This window comes from Streptomyces sp. NPDC056128 (assembly GCF_042263835.1).
In the GTDB taxonomy this organism is placed as follows: Bacteria; Actinomycetota; Actinomycetes; order Streptomycetales; family Streptomycetaceae; genus Streptomyces.
Genome location: NZ_JBHJVQ010000054.1, coordinates 1 through 20,435, shown reverse-complemented (window position 1 = coordinate 20,435; position 20,435 = coordinate 1). Strand labels below are relative to the sequence as shown.

Sequence of the window (20,435 nt, the reverse complement as noted above, 5' to 3'; positions counted from 1 at the left end):
CAGGCCTGTCAGACAGGCCCCATCTAGGGGGGTTCATGAGACGAAGAGCGAGATCGATCCTCGCCGTCGGCGCGCTCCTGATCGGCGGAGCGGGCTTCGCACCCGTCGCCCAGGCACAACCCGCGAGCCCGGTGACCCCGGACGCGGACGAGGTGAAGGTCTTCCGTGCCGACGTCACCCAGGAGCAGGTACCCCTGCTGCTGGCCGCCGGACAGGACGGCCACGAACTCACCGAGCGGGTCCCCGACCGGGGCACCGCCACCGTGGAGGTCTACCTCACCGACCAGCAGGCCGACAAGCTGGAGAAACAGGGCGTCGACCTCACCGAGCACTCCCTTTCCAGCCGGGCCGAGAAACGCGTGGAGGACGCCGCCGACGGCGTCTTCCGCCCGTACAGCGGCAGCGGCGGCCTCCGCGAGGAGATCCTGCGGACCGCCCGGCAGAACCCCCGCCTCACCAAGGTCGTCTCCATCGGCAGGACGGTCAACGGCCAGGACATCCTCGCGCTCAAGCTCACCAAGAACGCGAAGAAGTCCAAGGACGGCTCCAAGCCCTCCGTCCTCTACATGTCCAACCAGCACGCGCGCGAGTGGATCACCCCGGAGATGACCCGGCGGCTGATGCACCACTACCTCGACAAGTACGACGAGGACCGGCGGATCAGGAAGCTGGTCGACTCCACCGAGCTGTGGTTCCTGCTGTCGGCCAACCCGGACGGCTACGACCACACGTTCGAGAACACCGACAACCGCCTGTGGCGCAAGAACCTGCGCGACAACAACGGCGACGGCGCCATCGGCACCGGCGACGGCGTCGACCTCAACCGCAACTTCGCCTACAAGTGGGGCTACGACGACGAGGGCTCGTCCCCCAACCCCACCAGCCAGACCTACCGGGGCGCCGGCCCGAACTCCGAGCCCGAGACCAAGGCCCTGGACCGCTTCCAGAAGCGGATCGGCTTCACGTACGGCATCAACTACCACTCCGCCGCCGAGCTGCTCCTCTACGGCGTCGGCTGGCAGGTGGCCACCGACACCCCGGACGACGTCCTCTACAAGGCGCTGGCCGGCACGCCCGAGAACTCCGCGATCCCCGGCTACCACCCGCAGGTCTCCTCGGAGCTGTACACCACCAACGGCGAGGCGGACGGACACGCCGCCAACGTCAACGGCACGGCGATGTTCACCCCGGAGATGTCGACCTGCCAGACGGTCTCCGAGCAGGACCCCGACGACGAGTGGAACGCGGCCGACTGCCAGTCGGGCTTCAACTTCCCCGACGACGAGAAGCTGATCCAGCGGGAGTTCGCGAAGAACATCCCCTTCGCGCTCTCCGTCGCCGAGAGCGCCGCCCACCCGGACCGGCCCTCCTCCTCGGTCGGCCTGGACGCCGCCGACTTCACCCCGGACGCCTTCACCACGTCCTACGCGCGCGGCGCCGACCAGGAGGTCTCCGTCGTCGCCCGCAAGTCCGTGCGGGACAAGGAACTGAAGTACCGCGTCAACGGCGGACGCACCCACGACGTGCGGCTGAGGCCCTGGCGGGGCGGCGAGACGTACGGCGGTGAGGACAACCTCTACTTCGACGAGTACCGCGCCAAGGTCCGGCATGGCGAACGCGGCGACCGGGTCGAGGTCTGGTTCACCGGCGAGACCAAGAGCGGCAGGCGCACCGCGAGCGAGCACTTCACGTACACGGTCGCGGAGCGGCCCCGCGCGGACGTCCTCGTCGTCGCCGAGGAAGGCGCGAAGGCCACCCAGACCCGGACCTACGTCGACGCCCTGAAGGCGAGCGGCAAGCGGGCCGCCGTCTGGGACGTCGCCACGCAGGGCGCGCCCGACGCGCTCGGCGTCCTCGGCCACTTCGACACCGTCGTCCACTACACGGGCGCCGCGGTGCCCGGCAACGCCACCCAGCTCCAGCTGCGCGCCTTCCTCAACGAGGGCGGGCGGCTGATCGAGGCCGGCGAGCAGGCGGGCGGCGACGTCGACCTCGGCGGCGGCACCCTCTCCGACGACTTCAGCCAGTACTACCTGGGCGCCTACACCCGCACCTCGACCACCGGCGCCACCGGGTTCACCGGCACCGGCCGGCTCGACGGACCCACCGGCGCGCTCGGGGCCGCGCCCGGCAACCCGCTGGACGCCGCCGGAACCTACAGCGTCACCTCGGACGAGCTGCCCGTCGACACCTACCCGCAGTTCGCGAGCGAGGGCGCCGGAAAGTTCGCCGGGACGGTCAACCCGTACGGGCCCTACGCGGGCGCCTGGATGGCGGCCGCCGTCCACACCGACGACGCCTACAAGCGCCTCACCCGCACCATCGACCTCACCGGTGTCACCGCCGCCGACCGCCCCACGCTCCGCACCCAGCTGCTGTGGGACACCGAACGCGGCTACGACCACGCCCTGGTCGAGGCGCACACCACCGGCGCCGACGACTGGACCACGCTCCCCGAGACCGGCGGCGCCACCGGCACGGCCGTGCCCGCGGAGTGCGGGGCCGGCTTCTACATCGGCGAGCACCCCTGGCTGGAGCACTACCTCACCCTGTCCGACGACGGCTGCACCGCGACCGGCACCACCGGGCAGTGGAACAGCCTCACCGGCGCCTCCGGGGGCTGGCGGCAGGTCGAGTTCGACCTGAGCGCCTACGCCGGGAAGTCCGTGGACGTGTCGATCGCCTACGTCACCGACCCCGGCAGCGGCGGCCGCGGCGTCCTCGCCGACGAGGCCTCGCTGGTCGTCGGTTCCACGGCCACCGGCACCGAGGGCTTCGAGACCTCGCTGGGTGCCTGGCAGGTCTCCGGACCGCCCGCGGGCAGCCCCGCCGTCCTGAAGGACTGGGCCCGCACCGGGACCCTGTTCCAGACGTACGGCGCGGTCACCACGGACGACACCGTGCTGCTGGGCTTCGGCCTGGAGCACCTGACCGAGCCGGCCGCCCGGGCGGCCCTGGTCCGGCAGGCGCTGCGTGCCCTGGACGAGTGAATCCGGGCCCGGCGGGGACCGGACGGTGTAACGAAATCGGGTGATCGGTCCCCGTACCGCGCGGCGGTCCGTACCCCTACTGGCGGGTACGGACCGCCGTGCCGGGTATGGGGCGTCTCGATGTCACCCCGCAAGCCTCGGAGAGGTAGGGTCGGGGTTGGTCGGGGACATCCCAAATACAGCTCGCCGGCACATCGGGCCGGCGTACCAACGAGGAGATCGGTTCGTGACGATCCGCGTAGGCATCAACGGCTTTGGCCGCATCGGTCGTAACTACTTCCGCGCGCTGCTGGAGCAGGGTGCAGACATCGAGATCGTGGCTGTCAACGACCTGGGTGACACCGCGACCACCGCCCACCTGCTGAAGTACGACACCATCCTCGGCCGCCTCAAGCAGGAGGTCACGCACACCGAGGACACCATCACCGTCGACGGCAAGACCATCAAGGTCCTCTCCGAGCGCAACCCGGCCGACATCCCGTGGGGTGAGCTGGGCGTCGACATCGTGATCGAGTCGACCGGCATCTTCACCAAGAAGGCCGACGCCGAGAAGCACATCGCCGGCGGCGCCAAGAAGGTCCTCATCTCGGCTCCGGCCAAGGACGAGGACATCACCATCGTGATGGGCGTGAACCAGGACAAGTACGACCCGGCGAACCACCACGTCATCTCCAACGCCTCCTGCACCACCAACTGTGTGGCGCCGATGGCCAAGGTCCTCGACGAGAACTTCGGCATCGTCAAGGGCCTGATGACGACGGTCCACGCGTACACGAACGACCAGCGCATCCTGGACTTCCCGCACAAGGACCTGCGCCGCGCCCGCGCCGCCGCGGAGAACATCATCCCGACCACCACGGGTGCCGCCAAGGCCACCGCGCTGGTCCTGCCGCAGCTCAAGGGCAAGCTCGACGGCATCGCGATGCGCGTCCCGGTCCCCACCGGTTCGGCCACCGACCTGGTCGTGGAGCTCCAGCGCGAGGTCACCAAGGACGAGGTCAACGCCGCGTTCAAGAAGGCCGCCGACGACGGCGACCTCAAGGGCGTCCTGTTCTACACCGAGGACGAGATCGTCTCCTCGGACATCGTCGGCGACCCGGCCTCCTGCACCTTCGACTCCTCCCTGACCATGGTCCAGGAGGGCAAGTCGGTGAAGATCCTCGGCTGGTACGACAACGAGTGGGGCTACTCGAACCGCCTCGTCGACCTCACGGTCTTCGTCGGCGAGCAGCTCTGAGCGACTCAGACTCAGCAGGCACCTCGCATGCGGTAGCAGGGCTCGGGCAGCGCAACGTCGCGCCGTCCGGGCCCTGCGTCGCGTCCGCGGTGACCGGCCCTCGTAGGATCACGAGCGATCCGAGAACCCAGGAGCCCTCTTGAAGACGATCGACGAACTGCTCTCCGAAGGCGTCGCGGGCAAGCGCGTATTCGTCCGCGCCGACCTCAACGTGCCGCTGGACGGCACCACCATCACCGACGACGGCCGCATCCGCGCCGTGGTGCCCACCGTCAAGGCACTGGCGGACGCGGGCGCGCGCGTGATCGTCGCCTCGCACCTGGGCCGCCCCAAGGGCGCCCCGGACCCCGTCTACTCGCTGGCCCCGGCCGCCGCCCGCCTCGGTGAACTGCTCGGCGCCGACGTCGCCTTCGCCGAGGACACCGTCGGCCCCTCCGCCGAGGCCGCTGTGTCCGGCCTCGCAGACGGCGGCGTCGCGGTGCTGGAGAACCTGCGCTTCAACGCCGGTGAGACCAGCAAGGACGACGCCGAGCGCGCCGCCTTCGCCGACCGGCTGGCCGGCCTCGCGGACGTCTACGTGGGCGACGGCTTCGGCGCCGTGCACCGCAAGCACGCCTCGGTCTTCGACCTCCCCAAGCGGCTGCCGCACTACGCCGGCTACCTGATCGCCACCGAGGTCGGCGTCCTGAAGAAGCTCACCGACGACGTCAAGCGCCCGTACGTGGTCGCCCTCGGCGGCGCCAAGGTCTCGGACAAGCTCGCCGTCATCGACGAGCTGCTCGGCAAGGCCGACCGGCTCCTCATCGGCGGCGGCATGGCCTACACCTTCCTCAAGGCCAAGGGCTACGAGGTCGGCGTCTCCCTCCTCCAGGAGGACCAGATCCCGGCCGTCAAGGAGTACATCGAGCGCGCGGAGAAGACCGGCGTCGAGCTGGTCCTCCCCGTCGACGTCGTGGTCGCGCCCGAGTTCCCCGACCTCAAGGCGAAGGCGCCGACCCACCCCGACACGGTCGCCGCGGACGCCGTCCCGGCGGACCGGATGGGGCTGGACATCGGCCCCGAGTCCCGCAAGCTGTACGCGTCCAAGCTCGCCGACGCCGCCACCGTCTTCTGGAACGGGCCCATGGGCGTCTTCGAGCACCCCGACTACGCCGAGGGCACCAAGACGGTCGCCCAGGCGCTTCTCGACGCCCCGGGCTTCACCGTGGTCGGCGGCGGCGACTCCGCCGCGGCCGTGCGGACGCTCGGTTTCGACGAGAATGCGTTCGGCCACATCTCGACCGGCGGCGGCGCCTCCCTCGAATACCTCGAGGGCAAGACGCTCCCCGGCCTCGCCGCACTGGAGGACTGACCCGCAATGGCATCCAATCCGTCCGGACGCACGCCGCTGATGGCGGGCAACTGGAAGATGAACCTCAACCACCTCGAGGCCATCGCCCACGTCCAGAAGCTCGCCTTCGCCCTCGCGGACAAGGACTACGACGCCGTCGAGGTCGCCGTCCTCGTGCCCTTCACCGACCTGCGCTCCGTGCAGACCCTGGTCGAGCACGACAAGCTCAAGGTCAAGTACGGCGCCCAGGACATCTCCGCCCACGACGGCGGCGCCTACACCGGCGAGATCTCCGGCGCGATGCTGGCCAAGCTGCGCTGCACCTACGTGGCGATCGGCCACTCCGAGCGCCGGCAGTACCACGCCGAGACCGACGAGCAGGTCAACGCCAAGGTCAAGGCGGCCTACAAGCACGGCCTGACCCCGATCATGTGCGTCGGCGAGGAGCTGGAGGTCCGCGAGGCGGGCAACCACGTCGCCCACACCCTCGCCCAGGTCGAGGGCGGTCTCAAGGACCTCCCGGCCGAGCAGGCCGAGTCGATCGTGATCGCCTACGAGCCCGTCTGGGCCATCGGCACCGGCAAGGTCTGCGGCGCCGACGACGCCCAGGAGGTCTGCGCGGCCATCCGCGGCAAGCTCGCCGAGCTGTACACGCAGGAGCTGGCCGACAAGGTCCGCATCCAGTACGGCGGCTCGGTCAAGTCCGGCAACGTCGCCGAGATCATGGCGCAGGCCGACATCGACGGCGCCCTGGTCGGCGGTGCCTCGCTGGACTCGGACGAGTTCGTCAAGATCGTCCGCTTCCGCGACCAGTAGGTCGATCAGTAGGTCGATCAGTGAGTATGCGGTAGCGGCGATACGTCGTACCCTTGCGGGGGCATGGTGGCCTGCTGTCACCCTGCCCCCGCCGTTCATCCGAAGCCGAGGAAGTTGGTCCAGCCGTGGTTATGGGGTTCTCGATCGCCCTGATCGTCTTCAGCCTGCTGCTGATGCTGCTGGTGCTGATGCACAAGGGGAAGGGCGGCGGCCTCTCCGACATGTTCGGTGGCGGCATGCAGTCGTCCGTCGGCGGATCCTCCGTCGCCGAGCGCAACCTCGACCGGATCACCGTGGTGGTCGGTCTGGCGTGGTTCGCGTGCATCATGGTGCTCGGCCTGCTCATGAAGGCCAACAACTGACACCTCACGCACTTGTACACGTAAAGCCCCATGTCCGGTACGCGCTTCACCGCGCCGCCTATCATGGGGCTTGCGTCTGTGCGCTGGAGCTTGTAACTCCAATCACTGGACGCGCGTTGGGCCTTACGTAGACTGAGGCGCTCGCAGCGAAGCGAACGCCGACTCGCTTTGCGGCACCATCACGCAGGGAGTTACGACCGTGGCAAGTGGCAACGCGATCCGGGGAAGCCGGGTCGGGGCGGGGCCGATGGGCGAGGCCGAGCGTGGCGAGTCCGCGCCGCGTCTGCGCATCTCCTTCTGGTGCTCCAACGGACACGAGACACAGCCGAGCTTCGCGAGCGACGCCCAGGTCCCCGAGACCTGGGACTGCCCGCGCTGCGGCTTCCCCGCCGGACAGGACCGGGACAACCCACCGGACCCGCCGCGCACCGAGCCCTACAAGACGCACCTGGCGTACGTGCGCGAACGCCGCAGCGACGCGGACGGCGAGGCGATCCTCGCCGAGGCGCTCGCGAAACTGCGGGGCGAGATCTAGGAACTGCCGGAGTTCCGTCTCCGTCGGTCGCCTTCACCTCTGATCAATTAGGTTGGAACAGCCGGGACAGCTGGGACACCTGAGGAAGAAGGCTGAAGACCGACATGAACGCAGACGGCCGTACCAGGCTCGACCAGACGCCCGAGTGGACCGCGCTGGCGACCCATCGCGAGCAGCTCGGTGACGTGCGGCTGCGCGAGCTGTTCGCCGCGGACCCGGAGCGTGGCACGGACTGGCCGCTGCGGGTGGGAGACCTGTACGTCGACCACTCGAAGCACCTGGTCACCGACGAGACGCTCCGACTGCTGCGCCAACTGGCCGCCGCCACCGGTGTCTTCGGGCTGCGCGACGCCATGTTCCGCGGCGAGCGGATCAACATCACCGAGGACCGGGCGGTCCTGCACACCGCGCTGCGCGCCCCGCGGGACGCGGTGATCGAGGTGGACGGCGAGGACGTCGTGCCCAAGGTGCACGCCGTCCTGGACCGGATGGCCGACTTCGCGGACCGGGTCCGTTCCGGCGAGTGGACCGGTCACACCGGTCGGCGCATCCGCAACGTCGTCAACATCGGCATCGGCGGCTCCGACCTCGGTCCGGCGATGGCGTACGAGGCGCTGCGCGCCTTCACCGACCGCTCGCTGACCTTCCGGTTCGTGTCCAATGTGGACGGCGCCGACCTGCACGAGGCGGTGCGGGACCTGGACCCGGCGGAGACGCTGTTCATCGTGGCGTCCAAGACGTTCACCACGATCGAGACGATCACGAACGCGACCTCGGCGCGCTCCTGGCTGCTGGACGCGTTCGACGATGGGGGCACCTCCCGCTCGAGCGAAGTCGAGAGTGGGGGAGAGAAGGCGGTCGCGAAGCACTTCGTGGCGCTGTCGACGAACGCGGAGAAGGTCGCCGGCTTCGGCATCGACACGGCCAACATGTTCGAGTTCTGGGACTGGGTCGGCGGCCGCTACTCCTACGACTCGGCGATCGGGCTGTCCCTGATGATCGCCATCGGCCCGGACCGCTTCCGGGAGATGCTCGACGGCTTCCGCATCGTCGACGAGCACTTCCGTAACGCGCCCGCCGAGTCCAACGTGCCCTTGCTGATGGGCCTGCTGGGCGTCTGGTACGGCAACTTCCACGACGCGCAGTCGCACGCGGTGCTGCCGTACAGCCACTACCTGTCGAAGTTCACCGCCTATCTCCAGCAGCTCGACATGGAGTCCAACGGCAAGTCCGTCGACCGCGAGGGCCGCGAGGTCGAGTGGCAGACCGGGCCGGTGGTCTGGGGCACGCCCGGCACCAACGGGCAGCACGCCTACTACCAGCTGATCCACCAGGGCACCAAGCTGATCCCGGCGGACTTCATCGGCTTCGCCGAGCCGGTGGCCGAGCTGAGCGACGGACTCAAGGACCAGCACGACCTGCTGATGGCCAACTTCTTCGCCCAGACCCAGGCCCTCGCCTTCGGCAGGACGGCGGACGAGGTGCGCGCCGAGGGAGTGCCGGAGGAGCTGGTCCCGCACAAGACGTTCCGGGGCGACCGTCCGACGACCACGATCCTCGCGCGGGAGCTGACCCCGTCGGTGCTAGGGCAGCTGATCGCCCTCTACGAGCACAAGGTGTTCGTGCAGGGCGCGGTCTGGGGGGTCGACTCCTTCGACCAGTGGGGAGTCGAACTGGGCAAGGTGCTGGCCAAGCGGGTCGAACCGGCGCTCACGGAAGGGGCGGAGGTGCCCGGTCTGGACGCCTCCACGAAGGCGCTGGTCGCCGCCTACCGGGAGCTGCGCGGCCGGCGGTGAGCACGGTGCGGGTGGCCCGACCCGGTCAGGCCACCGCGCTCAACGTGTCCGCCAGGCGTCTGCGGGCCGCCCGGGCCGACGGTACGGCGGCCAGGGCGGCGGCACCGAGCACGGCCGACGTGCCGAGGAGCGCCAGGAACGCGGGGGAGGGGGACCGGGCGATCCCCGCGCCGATGCCGCTGGAGGCACCCTGGGCGTCGATCAGCCAGTGCGCCAGCGGCAGCCCGAGGGCGGTGGCGAGGAGCACGGCCGCCAGCGCGGTGTACCCGGTGGCCGCGACGGTGATGCCGGTGATCTGGCGCGGGGAGAGGCCGATCGCCTTGAGGGCGAGCAGGTCCCGTTCGCTCTCGCGGACGGTACCGCCGATCGCGGTGAGCAGTTCGATCAGCCCGATCAGGGCGAGCACGGCGATCAGCCCGAGGACGACCCCGCGCAGCGGGGAGAGCCCGTCGGCGGGGTTCGCCGCGGCGTGCACGTCGAGCCGGCCCGCTCCGGCCTCGGCGAGCCGCCCGGCGACCCCGTCCGGGTCGGCGCCGGGGTGCAGGCGCACCTGGTAGAAGGTCGGGTTCAACCGCGGGTCGTTCTCCCTGAGGGTGTCCAGGGAGGTGGAGATGACCCGGCCGGCGTTCTCCGGCTCGATGCTGCGGCCCACGATGTGCAGGATCTGCGGCTGGTCGCCGACGGTCATCCGCACCCAGTCGCCGACCTCCACCTCCAGCAGGTCGAGCAGCCCCTGCCCGGCCACCGCCTCGTCCGGACCCTGCGCGCGGCGGCCGTCGGCCAGGGCGTACGGGTAGGGGTCCTCGCGGGTGCCGAGTCCGCGCAGCGCGATGGTCGCGGTCTGGCCCGGCACCAGGGCGGCCACCTCGACGCCCGGGTAGGCGGCGGAGACCTCCGGGTCGCGCTCCAGCAGGGCACGGGTGCCGCGGTCGCCGAGTCCGGCGTCGGCGCGGACGGTGAGGGCGGTCGGCAGCCCGATCTGCTCCGGCTCGCTGTGGAAGCGGTCGATCGTGGTCCACGCGCTCATCGCCACCACGATCAGCAGCAGCGGCAGGGTGAGGCGGGCGACCGTGGCGAGCGAACGGGGACGGCGGGTGAACGCCTTGTGCCAGCCGAGGACGAGCGCGGGCGGCACGCGGATGTCGAGCGGACCCTCACGCCCCCGCACACCGCGCACCCGGAGTCCGCGCAGCCCCAGGGCCCGCCGCGCCGCGCCCGACAGCCCGCCGCCCCGCGCCGCCGCCGGGCGGGGCACCGGAACCGGTGGCACCCGGCCCGCGCGCCAGGCCGCCAGTCCGGTGGTGGCGCCGATGAAAAGGACCGCGCCCGCCGGTACGGCGAACAGGGCGACGGTGTGTCCGGGCAGCCCCTGCCACACGCCGACCGCGTCCCCGAGCCGCCCGGGGACATGGCTGCCGAGGGCCTGGGTGAGCGCGGCGGCGGCCACCGCCCCGAGCAGGGCGTAGGCGAGGTGCTGGAGCAGGAAGACCCGGACGACCTGGCCCGGGGTGAAGCCGATCGCCTTCAGCACGGAGATGTCCCGCAGATGACCCCGGATCCGGGTGCCGATCGCCCCGTGCACCGCGAGCCCCGCGGCGAGCAGCGCGCCCAGCCCGAACAGGCCGAGGACCTGGCCCAGCAGCCGGTTGTCGCCCTGCGCCTCCGCGCGGGCCTGCTGCCAGGTGGAGACCTGCCCGATCGCCCCGGCGCCCAGCACGGTCACCGCGCGCTGCACGACGTAGTCCGTGTCCCCGGGGTCGGTCAGCCGCAGCCCGATCACCTGGCCGCCCGGGTCGGCCACCCCGGCCGGCGGCGCCCACACCAGGCCCGGCTGCTCGCCCGGCCGGTAGCGGCGCTCGGGGCTGTCGGCGATGCCGAGCACCGTCAGGGTCCGGGGCGTACCCGGCAGGGTGAGGCTGTCGCCGGGCTGGGCCAGCAGCGCGCGGGCCAGACGGCTCTCCAGGACCACCCCGTCGGGATCGGCGGGGTCGAGCCAGCGCCCCGCGGTGAGCAGCGGGCGCCCCACGTCGGGTTCCTCGGCGGTGCCGCGCAGCTCGACGGAGGCGCGGGTGCCGCGCACGGCGACGGTCGCGGAGGCGGTGGGGTAGGGGCCGGCGACGGTCCGGACGCCGTCCAGACCGGCCAGCTCGCGGGTGTCCGCGCCGGCGTCGGTGTGCAGCCAGACGTGGGCGCCGCGGGCCTGCGTGAAGACGCGCTGCCACGGGTTCGTCGCGTACCCGAACAGGGCCGTGGCCAGCAGCAGCGAGGCGACGATGCCCGCGGTGGCGAGGACGAGGAACAGCGCCTCGCCCCGGTGCGCGCGCAGATCGGAGTGGGCCCGGCGCAGAGTGGCTCGCACCGGCCTCAGCGCTCCGGTGCGCGGTGCGCGCGGTGGTCGTACGCCCGCATGTCAGTCCTTCAGTTCCAGCACGGCGGACGTGCCGGACCGGCGGCGCGGGGGCGTACCGACGTCCAGTTCGGCGTCGTCGGCTATGCGCCCGTCGAAGAAGCTGATCACCCGGTCCGCGGCGCTCGCGAGCCGGGCGTCGTGGGTGACCAGGAGGATCGTCTGACCGCGCTGGTGGAAGCGGGTCAGCAGCCGCATCACCTCGCGGGTGCCCTTGCTGTCCAGGCTGCCCGCGGGCTCGTCGGCCAGCAGCAGCGGCGGATGGTTGACCAGCGCCCGGGCGAGCGCCACCCGCTGCTGCTCGCCGCCGGACAGCTCACCGGGCATGCTGCGCTCCTTGCCCGCCAGGCCCAGCTCGGCGAGCAGCTCCTCCCGCTCGGCGCGCGCCCGCTTCGGCGGCAGCCCGGCGAGCAGGGCGGGCAGCTCGACGTTGTCGGCGACGGACAGGTCGGAGACCAGGTTGAAGAACTGGAAGACGATCCCGATGCGCTTCCTGCGCTCGACCGCCCAGCGCGCCTCGCTGTACCGGTCCGTGCACGCGCCGTCCAGCCAGAGGCTCCCGGCGTCCGGCCGCTGGAGCCCGCCGAGCAGATGCAGCAGCGTCGACTTCCCGGCGCCGGACGGACCGGTGATCGCCACGAACTCGCCCCGCCGCACGGACAGGCCGACCCCGCGCACGGCGTGCGCCGGGGCGCCCTCGCCGTGATGCGTCTTGACCAGGCCCTCGGCGCGCAGCACGGGAGCCTCGTCCTGGCTCACACCGGAGCCGACCCCAGCGCTCACTCCAGCTCCTCCAGCTCTTCCTGACACCGTTCCAGCCAGTCGAGGTCGGCCTGCAGGTGCAGCATCGCGCCCTCGATGAGGAGGTGGGCGACGCGGTTGTCGCGGTCTTCGGCGGCAGCCAGCTTCGACAGCTGCCGCATCGTGTTCAGGTACTGCCGCCGCTGCTTGTTGATGAGGGCGACCTGGTCGGCGAGCCCCGTCTGCGGAGCCAGGGCGAGCTTCATGAAGAACTCGTCCCGCACCCGCGGCTCGTCCGCCGTCTCCTCGTACCAGGCCCGCAGCTCGTCGCGCCCGGCGTCGGTGAGGTGGTAGACCTTCTTGTTGGGCCGGCTCGACTGCTCGATGTCCTCGCCCTCGATCAGTCCCGTCTTCTCGAGGCGGCCGAGGGTGACGTATATCTGGCCGACGTTCGGCTGAGGGTACGCGGAGCCCAGCAGTTGCTCAAGGTCCTGCTTCAGCTCGTAGCCGTGGGCCGGTCCGCGGGCCAGAAGGGCCAGAAGGTGCAGGCGCACTCAGCCGTCCTTCCCTTCTGGTCACATGTGCTCCAGGCCCTAGTATCGCGCATACCTAACAGGTATACATGGCCCCTGACCGGTGTACGAGGGTGTACAGGGAGGAACCTATGCGGTGGATCCACGCCGCCGGTAGGGGCCTTCTCGTCCTCGTGGTGCTCCTGACCGGCTACGTCGCCTCGGGCGCCCGCGCCGACGTGGGGGCCGGGAGCGGGCGCGGGCCGCTCACCCTGGCCACCGCCGGTGACCTCACCGGTTACCTCGGCCCGCTGCTGGAGGGCTGGAACCGCGACCATCCCGACGAGAAGGTCACCCTCGTCGAACTGCCCGACTCCGCCGACGAGACCCGCGCGCAGATGGCCACCGACCTGCGCGACGGCGACCGGCACCGCTTCGACGTCCTCAACATCGACGTCAACTGGACCTCCGAGTTCGCCGCCGCGGGCTGGATACGCCCGCTGCCCCGCGACCGCTTCCCGCTCGGCACCTTCCTGCCGCCGGTCGTCGACACGGCGACCTACGACGGGCGGCTGTACGCCGTCCCGTACGTCACCAACGCCGGCCTCCTCCTCTACCGCAAGGACGTCCTCGCGGCGGAGGGCGTCCCGCCGCCGCGCACCTGGGCCGAGCTGGAACGGTACGCCGAGACCATCGCCCCGAAGCACGGGCTCGACGGCTACGCGGGGCAGTTCCTGCCCTACGAGGGCCTCACCGTCAACGCGGCCGAGGCCGTCTACTCGGCCGGCGGCAGCATCCTCGGCGACGAGGGCGAACGCGTCACCGTGGACTCGGCGGCGGCCCGCGAGGGCATCGGGTTCCTGGCCCGCGGGGTGCGCGAGGGCTGGATACCCAGGGACGCGCTGACCTACAAGGAGGAGGAGTCCAAGCAGGCCTTCCAGGACGGCCGCCTGCTCTTCCTGCGCAACTGGCCCTACGCCTACGTGGGCGCCTCCGCCGAGGACTCGAAGATCGCCGGAAAGGTCGGCGCGGTGCCGCTGCCCGGCCCCGACGGCCCCGGAGCGAGCGTCCTGGGCGGCTCCAACCTCGCCGTCGGCACCCACGCCCGGCACCCCGACTCGGCCGCGCGCCTCATCGCGTACCTGACCAGCGAGCGCGTCCAGCGCCAGGTCCTCACACGCGGCGCGCTGCCGCCCGTACGGGCCGACCTCTACGAGGACCCCCGGCTCGTCGAGGCGTTCCCGTATCTGCCCACCCTGCGCGAGAGCGTGCTCGCCGCCGCCCCGCGACCCAAGAGCCCGCGCTACGACCAGGTCAGCCTGGCCGTGCAGGCGGTCGTGCACGACGCGATGACCGGGCGGCAGACGCCCGAGGCGGCGGTGCGCCGGCTGGCGCGCGAACTGGCCGCGATCTCCCACCGCTGAGCTTCGCTGGGTTTCGCCGGGCTTTCTAGTTACGTGTTAGGTAACGCCGACATCTCATCTGTGCTCTCGGTGTGCCACTAAGTCCTGATATGCCTGCCCAACCAGCCAGTAGCTTCTGTTTCTTTCGTTGACACCCTCGCGACACCGCTACCTAACATGCATGCACAACGGCAGCGGCTCTCGACAGACGGGTCTATGGGGTGAACAGGCACCACTGGTGGCGTGACGCGGTGATCTACCAGGTCTACGTCCGCAGCTTTCTCGACAGCACCGGCGACGGGGTCGGTGATCTCGCCGGCGTCCGGGCCGGACTGCCCTATCTGCGCAAGCTCGGCGTGGACGGGATCTGGCTGAGCCCCTTCTACCCGTCGCCGCAGCACGACCACGGCTACGACGTCGCCGACTACCGGGGCGTCGACCCGCTCTTCGGAGACCTCGACGAGTTCGACGCGCTGGTCGCCGCGGCCCGGCGCCTCGGCGTCCGGGTGCTGCTGGACATCGTCCCCAACCACTGCTCCAGCGAGCACCCGTGGTTCCGCGAGGCCCTCGCCGCCGAGCCCGGCAGCCCGGCCCGCGCCCGCTTCCACTTCGCCGACGGCCGCGGCCCGGACGGCGACGAGCCGCCCAACAACTGGCACGCCATGTTCGGCGGCCCGGCCTGGACCCGCGTGACGGAGCGCGACGGCCGTCCCGGCCAGTGGTACCTGCACATGTTCACGCCCGAGCAGCCGGACTGGAACTGGCGCACCCCCGAGGTCGCCGCCGAGTTCGACCGCATACTCCGCTTCTGGCTGGACCGGGGGGTCGACGGCTTCCGCATCGACGTCGCCGCCGGCCTCTACAAGCACCCGGACCTGCCGGACTCCCCGGACCCGGAGGCCGACGCCCGCACCCGCGACTCGGTCAACCCGCTCGCCTGGAACCAGCCCGAGGTGCACGACGTGTGGCGCCAGTGGCGCGCGGTGTGCGAGGAGTACGCCGACCGCGACGGCCGCGAACGCCTCCTCGTCGGCGAGGTGTCCGTCCCGTCGGCCCGCGAACACGCTCGCTACGTCCGCCCCGACGAACTCCACCAGGCCTTCTTCTTCGACCTGCTCGGCGCCCCCTGGGACCCCGACGCGTTCCGCAAGGTCATCTCCGAGGCCATGCAGGACATCGCCGGGACCGGCTCCACGGTCACCTGGGTCCTCAACAACCACGACCAGGTCCGCACCGTCACCCGCTACGGCGAACCCGCCACCGACGGCAGCGGACTCGGTACCGCCCGCGCCCGCGCCGCCGCCCTGCTGATGCTGGCGCTGCCCGGGGCCGCGTACATCTACCAGGGCGAGGAACTGGGCCTGCCCGAGGTCGTCGACCTGCCCGACGACGTGCTGACCGACCCGATCTTCCACCGCACCGGCAGCCGGGCCCGCGTCCGCGACGGCTGCCGGGTGCCGCTGCCCTGGTCGGGACAGGCGTCCCCGTTCGGCTTCACCTCGGGTGACGGGAGCGCCAAGCCCTGGCTGCCGCAGCCGGAGTACTTCGCCGAGTACGCCACCGACCGCGCCCTCGCCGACACCCGCTCCTTCTGGCACCTCTACCGCGACGGCCTCCAGCTCCGGGGCGACCTGCCCCAGTTGGGGGAGGGCACCCTGCGCTGGCTGGACACCCCGCCCGGCGTCCTCGCGTTCGTCCGCGGCGACGGACTGGTCTGTGCCGTCAACTTCGGCACCGCCCCCACGCCCGCGCCGGTCCCCGGCACTCCGCTGCTCAGCAGCGGCCCCTGCCCGGCCGGCTCCCTGCCCGGCTCCACCGCCGCCTGGTGGATCGCCGACCTCTGACCTCGCTCCGCCCCACCCTTCGAAGGGACATCAACGATGATGCGACGACGCTCCACCCTGCTCACCGGCTGCACCGCCCTCGTACTCGCCCTCGGCGCGACCGCCTGCGGAGGCGGCGGACCGGTCTCGGCCGGCGGCGGCGACAAGGCGCTCAGCGGCCAGTCCGTCACCGTCGCCGGTGTCTGGTCCGGCACCGAACAGGAGAACTTCCAGAAGGTGCTGGACGCCTTCACCGAGAAGACCGGCGCCAAGACCTCGTTCGTCTCCACCGGCGACAACGTCTCCACCGTCGTCGGCAGCAAGATCGAGGGCGGCAACGCCCCCGACGTCGTGATGGTCCCGCAGGTCGGCGTGCTCCAGCAGTTCGCCGCGAAGGGCTGGCTGAAGCCGCTGTCCAAGACGGCCCAGCAGTCCGTGGACAGCAACTTCGCGAACGTCTGGAAGTCGTACGGAAGCGTCGACGGCACCCTCTACGGCCTCTACTTCAAGGCCGCCCACAAGTCGACCGTCTGGTACAGCCCCGACGCCCTCGCCCAGGCCGGGGTCGAGCCGCCGAAGACCTACGACGAGATGCTGAAGGCCGGGCAGACCGTCTCCGACTCCGGGCTCGCCGCCTTCTCGGTCGCCGGGCAGGACGGCTGGACGCTGACCGACTGGTTCGAGAACGTCTACCTCTCCCAGGCAGGCCCGGAGAAGTACGACGCCCTGGCCGCCCACGAACTGAAGTGGACCGACGCCAGCGTGGTCGAGGCGCTCACCACCCTCGGCAAGCTCTTCAAGGACAAGCAGCTCATCGAGGGCGGCCAGAAGGGCGCCCTGAACACCGACTTCCCGGGCTCCGTGGAGAAGGTCTTCGGCCCGAAGCCCGAGGCCGGCATGGTCTACGAGGGCGACTTCGTCGCCGGGGTGGCCAAGGACCAGTTCGGCAAGGAGATCGGCAAGGACGCCGACTTCTTCCCGTTCCCCGCGGTCGCCGGCGGGGAGGCGCCGGTGGTCAGCGGCGGTGACGCGGCCGTCGTCCTCAAGGACGGCAAGAACTCCAAGGCCGGAACGGCGCTCCTGGAGTACCTCGCGACGCCGGAGGCCGCGGCCGTCTGGGCCGAGGCGGGCGGCTTCCTCTCCCCGAACAAGAAGCTCGACCTCGCCTCCTACGGCGACGACGTCAGCAGGGCCACCGCCAAGTCCCTGGTGGGCGCCGGGGACTCGGTCCGCTTCGACATGTCCGACCAGGCACCGGCGGCCTTCGGCGGCACCAAGGGCACGGGCGAGTGGAAGATCCTCCAGGACTTCCTGCGCGACCCGTCCGACCCGAAGGCGACCGCCGCGCAGCTGGAGGCCGCGGCGGCCAAGGCCTACAAGGGCTGACCGGTCATGACCTCGACCCTGGTGAAAGAGGCGAGCCCGCCCGCCGCCCCCGGACCGGCGCCGCTGCGGCGCCCCCGGCGACGCCGGGCGGCCGTCGCCCTGCTCTTCGTCCTCCCCGCGCTGCTCCTGCTCGGCGCGCTCGTCGTCTACCCCGTGCTGTTCTCCGTCGGCCGCAGCTTCTTCGACGCCTCGGGGACGCGCTTCGTGGGCGGCGAGAACTACACCGAGATGTTCCGCGACCCGGCCACCCTCAAGGCCATCCGCAACACGGCGATCTGGGTCGTGATCGCACCCACGCTGCTGACCGGCCTCGGCCTGATCCTCGCCGTCCTGGTCGAGAAGGTGCGCTGGGCCACCGCCTTCAAGCTGCTGCTCTTCATGCCGATGGCGGTGTCCTTCCTCGCCGCCGGCATCATCTTCCGGCTCGCCTACGACCACGACCCGGACAAGGGCGTCCTCAACGCCGCCGTGACCGGTGTCCACGACGCCTTCGCCGACACCGCCTCCTACCCGACCGCGCGGGCGCGCGAGGGACAGGACGGCGGCCTGGTGAAGGCGGCGGACGGCGCGTACCGGACGAGTGCCGGCGTGTCCCCCGGTGACACGGTGGCGCTCGGCCTCGTCGGGGTGCTGCCCGACGACCTGCCGTCCGGCACGCGGCCCGCGTACGGCGCGGCCGGGCGCGAGGCGGCGTCCGGTGAGGTGAGCGGTGTCGTCTACCTGGACTTCACGCCCGGCGGGGGAGGGGAGCAGGGCAGGGTGGACCGGCGCGAGAGCGGGCTGCCCGGCATGACGGTCGAGGCCGTGCGCGACGGACGTACGGTCGCCACCGCGACCACCGCGTCCGACGGCTCCTTCCGCTTCGAGTCGCTGGCCGACGGCTCGTACGCCGTCGAGCTGCCCGCCTCGAACTTCGCCCCGCCCTACGAGGGCGTCTCCTGGCTCGGGCCCGCGCTGGTCACGCCCGCGATCATCGGGGCGTACCTGTGGATCTGGACCGGGTTCGCGATGGTGCTGATCGGCGCCGGCCTGTCGTCGCTGCCGCGCGACGCGCTGGAGGCGGCGCGGATGGACGGCGCGAACGAGTGGCAGATCTTCCGGCGGATCACCGTGCCCCTGCTGGCGCCGGTGCTCTCGGTCGTCTTCATCACCCTCGTCATCAACGTGATGAAGGTCTTCGACCTCGTCTACATCATCGCGCCCGGTCCCGTGCAGGAGGACGCGACGGTGCTCGCGACGCAGATGTGGCTGGTGTCGTTCGGCGGCGGCAACAACCAGGGGCTCGGCAGCGCGCTGGGCGTGCTGCTCCTGCTGCTCGTCGTCCCGGCCATGGTCTTCAACGTCCGCCGTTTCAAGAGGAGTCAGCGATGAGGAGTCAGCGATGAACGCCGTCCGGCGCTACCTGGGCAACGGGGTCGTCCAGGCCTTCCTGGTACTCGTCGGCCTGGTCTGGATGACGCCGCTGGCCGGGCTCTTCCTCTCGTCTCTCCGGTCGGCCGAGGAGACGGCGAAGGGCGGCTGGTGGACGGCGCTGGCCAGTCCCGGGCAGCTGTCCCTCGACAACTACTCGGCGCTGCTGGGCAACTCGGGCATCACCCAGGCCTTCTGGAACACGGTGCTGATCTCCGTGCCGACGACGGTGCTCGTCGTGGTCGTCGGGGCGCTCGCCGGGTACGCCTTCGCGTGGCTGGACTTCCCGGGGCGGGAGGCGATCTTCCTGATCGTCGTGGCGCTGCTGGTGGTGCCCGTGCAGATCGGGCTGCTGCCGGTCGCCAAGCTCTTCGGGCAGCTGGGGCTGTTCGGGACCATCCCGGGCGTGGTGCTGTTCCACGTGGCGTACGGGCTGCCGTTCGCGGTGTTCCTGCTGCGGAACTACTTCGCCGAGATGCCCAAGGAGATGCTGGAGGCCGCCCGCATGGACGGCGGCACCGAGTGGCGGATCTTCATCCGTCTGGTGCTGCCGGTGGGGCGGCCGGCCATCGCCAGCCTCGCCATCTTCCAGTTCCTGTGGGTGTGGAACGACATGCTGGTGGCGCTGCTGTTCGCGGACAGCTCGGCGCAGCCGCTGACCGTGGAACTCCAGTCGCAGATCCGGCAGTTCGGGAGCAACATCGATGTGCTGGCGCCGGGAGCGTTCCTGTCGCTCGTCGTGCCGGTGGTCGTGTTCTTCGCGTTCCAGCGGCACTTCGTGCAGGGCGTCATGGCGGGGTCGGTGAAGTGAGGGTGGGGTGGTGACCCGCTCAGGCGGAGACGGTGTCGAGCGGGAGGTAGATCAACCCGTAGGCCACGGGTGACGCGATCGCCGCCGCGGCCAGGCTCAGCCACCGTGCCCGCATCGTGCGGGTCATGAGCAGGGGAGCCGCCACGGCCACGGCGGCGCAGGCGAGTGCCTGGCCCCGGTAGTCGTTGGACAGCCAGGCCTGCAGCGCCTCGCTGCCGAACAGGCCACCGAGGGCGCCCAGCCCGGCCACCCGCTGCCAGGGCCGGTCACCGCGCCGCCACCACGCCCCCGCCAGGGCGAACAGGGGGCCCGCCACGCAGGCCATGCCCAGCCACACCAGCGGGAAGACGAGACTGCCCATGCCGTCACGCCCGAACTCGGCGTAGCCGTAGTACCCGACCACCAGCCCGCCCTCGGCGAGCGCCCCGGCCACGGCGAGGCGCAGGCGCGCGCCGGAGCGGACGACGAGCAAGGCCCCGGCGGCGAAGGCCACCACCGACCACACGCCGCCGGAGTTCGCCAGCTGGCTCCACGGCCAGGGCAGCCAGCCCTGGAGCAGGTTCGTCAGCACTCCCAGCGCGAGGCCGGCCGCGCCGACACCGGCGAGGACGGCGACGCCCGAGGTCGTGGGGGCGGACGTACGACGAGCAAGGGTGGGGGAAGACATGAGCCGCACTATACGTGCCGTGTATACGCGCAGTGCATACCGGGGGGTGGCAAGACGACGCCCCCGACCGTGCGAGCGAGGGCGCTCACGGTCGGGGGCGTCGGACGGTGCCCGGCTAGTGATCTGGTTCGGAGATGCGTGAGCAGTAGCGGCAGATGCGGTCGAGGATCTGGTCGGCGGTCTTGGTCCACTTGAAAGGCCGGGCATCG

16 protein-coding genes are annotated in these 20,435 nt (G+C 71.3%); 12 read left to right on the top strand and 4 right to left on the bottom strand.

Features of this window, described 5'->3' with window-relative positions:
* The first annotated feature begins 35 nt into the window (after positions 1 to 35).
* The 7 genes from ACFC1X_RS40105 (at position 36) to pgi (ending at position 9,066) form a co-directional block, all read left to right on the top strand.
* Positions 36 to 2,990 (top strand): M14 family zinc carboxypeptidase, encoded by a 2,955-nt coding sequence (locus ACFC1X_RS40105; protein WP_376364497.1) that lies wholly within the window; start codon positions 36 to 38, stop codon positions 2,988 to 2,990.
* 226 nt (positions 2,991 to 3,216) lie between these two features.
* Positions 3,217 to 4,227, top strand: a complete 1,011-nt coding sequence (gene gap, locus ACFC1X_RS40100) for a type I glyceraldehyde-3-phosphate dehydrogenase (protein WP_376364494.1) — start codon at positions 3,217 to 3,219, stop codon at positions 4,225 to 4,227.
* 139 nt (positions 4,228 to 4,366) lie between these two features.
* The gene (locus ACFC1X_RS40095; protein WP_376364491.1) at positions 4,367 to 5,578 is read left to right on the top strand and encodes a phosphoglycerate kinase; all 1,212 of its coding nucleotides are present in this window, start codon (positions 4,367 to 4,369) and stop codon (positions 5,576 to 5,578) included.
* A 39-nt stretch (positions 5,579 to 5,617) separates the two neighbouring features.
* Complete coding sequence (gene tpiA / locus ACFC1X_RS40090; protein ID WP_361361630.1) at positions 5,618 to 6,373, top strand: triose-phosphate isomerase; 756 nt, start codon at positions 5,618 to 5,620, stop codon at positions 6,371 to 6,373.
* A gap of 131 nt (positions 6,374 to 6,504) precedes the next feature.
* Positions 6,505 to 6,735: a preprotein translocase subunit SecG gene (gene secG / locus ACFC1X_RS40085; RefSeq protein WP_030866729.1), complete on the top strand. Its 231-nt coding sequence runs from the start codon at positions 6,505 to 6,507 to the stop codon at positions 6,733 to 6,735.
* Positions 6,736 to 6,934: 199 nt separating this feature from the next.
* Positions 6,935 to 7,270, top strand: coding sequence for an RNA polymerase-binding protein RbpA (locus tag ACFC1X_RS40080; RefSeq protein ID WP_003976875.1), 336 nt, complete (start codon positions 6,935 to 6,937; stop codon positions 7,268 to 7,270).
* Positions 7,271 to 7,374: 104 nt separating this feature from the next.
* Positions 7,375 to 9,066: a glucose-6-phosphate isomerase gene (gene pgi, locus ACFC1X_RS40075; protein WP_376364487.1), complete on the top strand. Its 1,692-nt coding sequence runs from the start codon at positions 7,375 to 7,377 to the stop codon at positions 9,064 to 9,066.
* A 25-nt stretch (positions 9,067 to 9,091) separates the two neighbouring features.
* On the opposite strand, the gene ACFC1X_RS40070 is transcribed toward pgi, so the two are convergent.
* From ACFC1X_RS40070 to ACFC1X_RS40060, 3 genes are read right to left on the bottom strand one after another with little or no spacing between them, the layout of a single operon-like run.
* Positions 9,092 to 11,425: an FtsX-like permease family protein gene (locus tag ACFC1X_RS40070; protein ID WP_376364484.1), complete on the bottom strand. Its 2,334-nt coding sequence runs from the start codon at positions 11,423 to 11,425 to the stop codon at positions 9,092 to 9,094.
* Between the two features lie 51 nt (positions 11,426 to 11,476).
* On the bottom strand, positions 11,477 to 12,232 hold the full coding sequence (locus tag ACFC1X_RS40065; RefSeq protein ID WP_376364517.1) for an ABC transporter ATP-binding protein: 756 nt from the start codon (positions 12,230 to 12,232) through the stop codon (positions 11,477 to 11,479).
* A gap of 20 nt (positions 12,233 to 12,252) precedes the next feature.
* Positions 12,253 to 12,768 carry a PadR family transcriptional regulator gene (locus tag ACFC1X_RS40060; RefSeq protein ID WP_122614869.1) on the bottom strand — a complete coding sequence of 172 codons (516 nt, stop codon included), beginning with the start codon at positions 12,766 to 12,768 and terminating at the stop codon, positions 12,253 to 12,255.
* 110 nt (positions 12,769 to 12,878) lie between these two features.
* Here ACFC1X_RS40060 and ACFC1X_RS40055 point away from each other — a divergent pair, with 110 nt between their 5' ends.
* From ACFC1X_RS40055 to ACFC1X_RS40035, 5 genes are all read left to right on the top strand, one after another.
* The gene (locus ACFC1X_RS40055) at positions 12,879 to 14,150 is read left to right on the top strand and encodes an ABC transporter substrate-binding protein (RefSeq protein WP_376364481.1); all 1,272 of its coding nucleotides are present in this window, start codon (positions 12,879 to 12,881) and stop codon (positions 14,148 to 14,150) included.
* Between the two features lie 200 nt (positions 14,151 to 14,350).
* Positions 14,351 to 15,973: a glycoside hydrolase family 13 protein gene (locus ACFC1X_RS40050; protein WP_376364479.1), complete on the top strand. Its 1,623-nt coding sequence runs from the start codon at positions 14,351 to 14,353 to the stop codon at positions 15,971 to 15,973.
* Between the two features lie 36 nt (positions 15,974 to 16,009).
* Positions 16,010 to 17,338 (top strand): ABC transporter substrate-binding protein, encoded by a 1,329-nt coding sequence (locus ACFC1X_RS40045; protein ID WP_376364476.1) that lies wholly within the window; start codon positions 16,010 to 16,012, stop codon positions 17,336 to 17,338.
* Positions 17,339 to 17,344: 6 nt separating this feature from the next.
* Positions 17,345 to 18,709 carry an ABC transporter permease subunit gene (locus ACFC1X_RS40040; RefSeq protein WP_376364473.1) on the top strand — a complete coding sequence of 455 codons (1,365 nt, stop codon included), beginning with the start codon at positions 17,345 to 17,347 and terminating at the stop codon, positions 18,707 to 18,709.
* Positions 18,710 to 18,719: 10 nt separating this feature from the next.
* Positions 18,720 to 19,559, top strand: coding sequence for a carbohydrate ABC transporter permease (locus ACFC1X_RS40035; protein WP_376364470.1), 840 nt, complete (start codon positions 18,720 to 18,722; stop codon positions 19,557 to 19,559).
* A 19-nt stretch (positions 19,560 to 19,578) separates the two neighbouring features.
* Here ACFC1X_RS40035 and ACFC1X_RS40030 read toward each other — a convergent pair whose 3' ends face one another.
* A complete protein-coding gene (locus ACFC1X_RS40030; RefSeq protein WP_376364467.1) occupies positions 19,579 to 20,226 on the bottom strand; it encodes a DUF6518 family protein in 648 nt (215 codons plus the stop codon).
* Positions 20,227 to 20,435: the final 209 nt, after the last annotated feature.

Bases quoted from the DNA above. Each gene is read 5' to 3' on its own strand.
- tpiA (WP_361361630.1), top strand. From the start codon at position 5,618: ATGGCGGGCAACTGGAAGATGAACCTCAACCACCTCGAGGCCATCGCC.
- ACFC1X_RS40105 (WP_376364497.1), top strand. From the start codon at position 36: ATGAGACGAAGAGCGAGATCGATCCTCGCCGTCGGCGCGCTCCTGATC.
- ACFC1X_RS40055 (WP_376364481.1), top strand. From the start codon at position 12,879: ATGCGGTGGATCCACGCCGCCGGTAGGGGCCTTCTCGTCCTCGTGGTG.
- secG (WP_030866729.1), top strand. From the start codon at position 6,505: ATGGGGTTCTCGATCGCCCTGATCGTCTTCAGCCTGCTGCTGATGCTG.
- pgi (WP_376364487.1), top strand. From the start codon at position 7,375: ATGAACGCAGACGGCCGTACCAGGCTCGACCAGACGCCCGAGTGGACC.
- ACFC1X_RS40030 (WP_376364467.1), bottom strand. From the start codon at position 20,226: ATGTCTTCCCCCACCCTTGCTCGTCGTACGTCCGCCCCCACGACCTCG.
- ACFC1X_RS40035 (WP_376364470.1), top strand. From the start codon at position 18,720: ATGAACGCCGTCCGGCGCTACCTGGGCAACGGGGTCGTCCAGGCCTTC.
- ACFC1X_RS40040 (WP_376364473.1), top strand. From the start codon at position 17,345: ATGACCTCGACCCTGGTGAAAGAGGCGAGCCCGCCCGCCGCCCCCGGA.
- ACFC1X_RS40045 (WP_376364476.1), top strand. From the start codon at position 16,010: ATGATGCGACGACGCTCCACCCTGCTCACCGGCTGCACCGCCCTCGTA.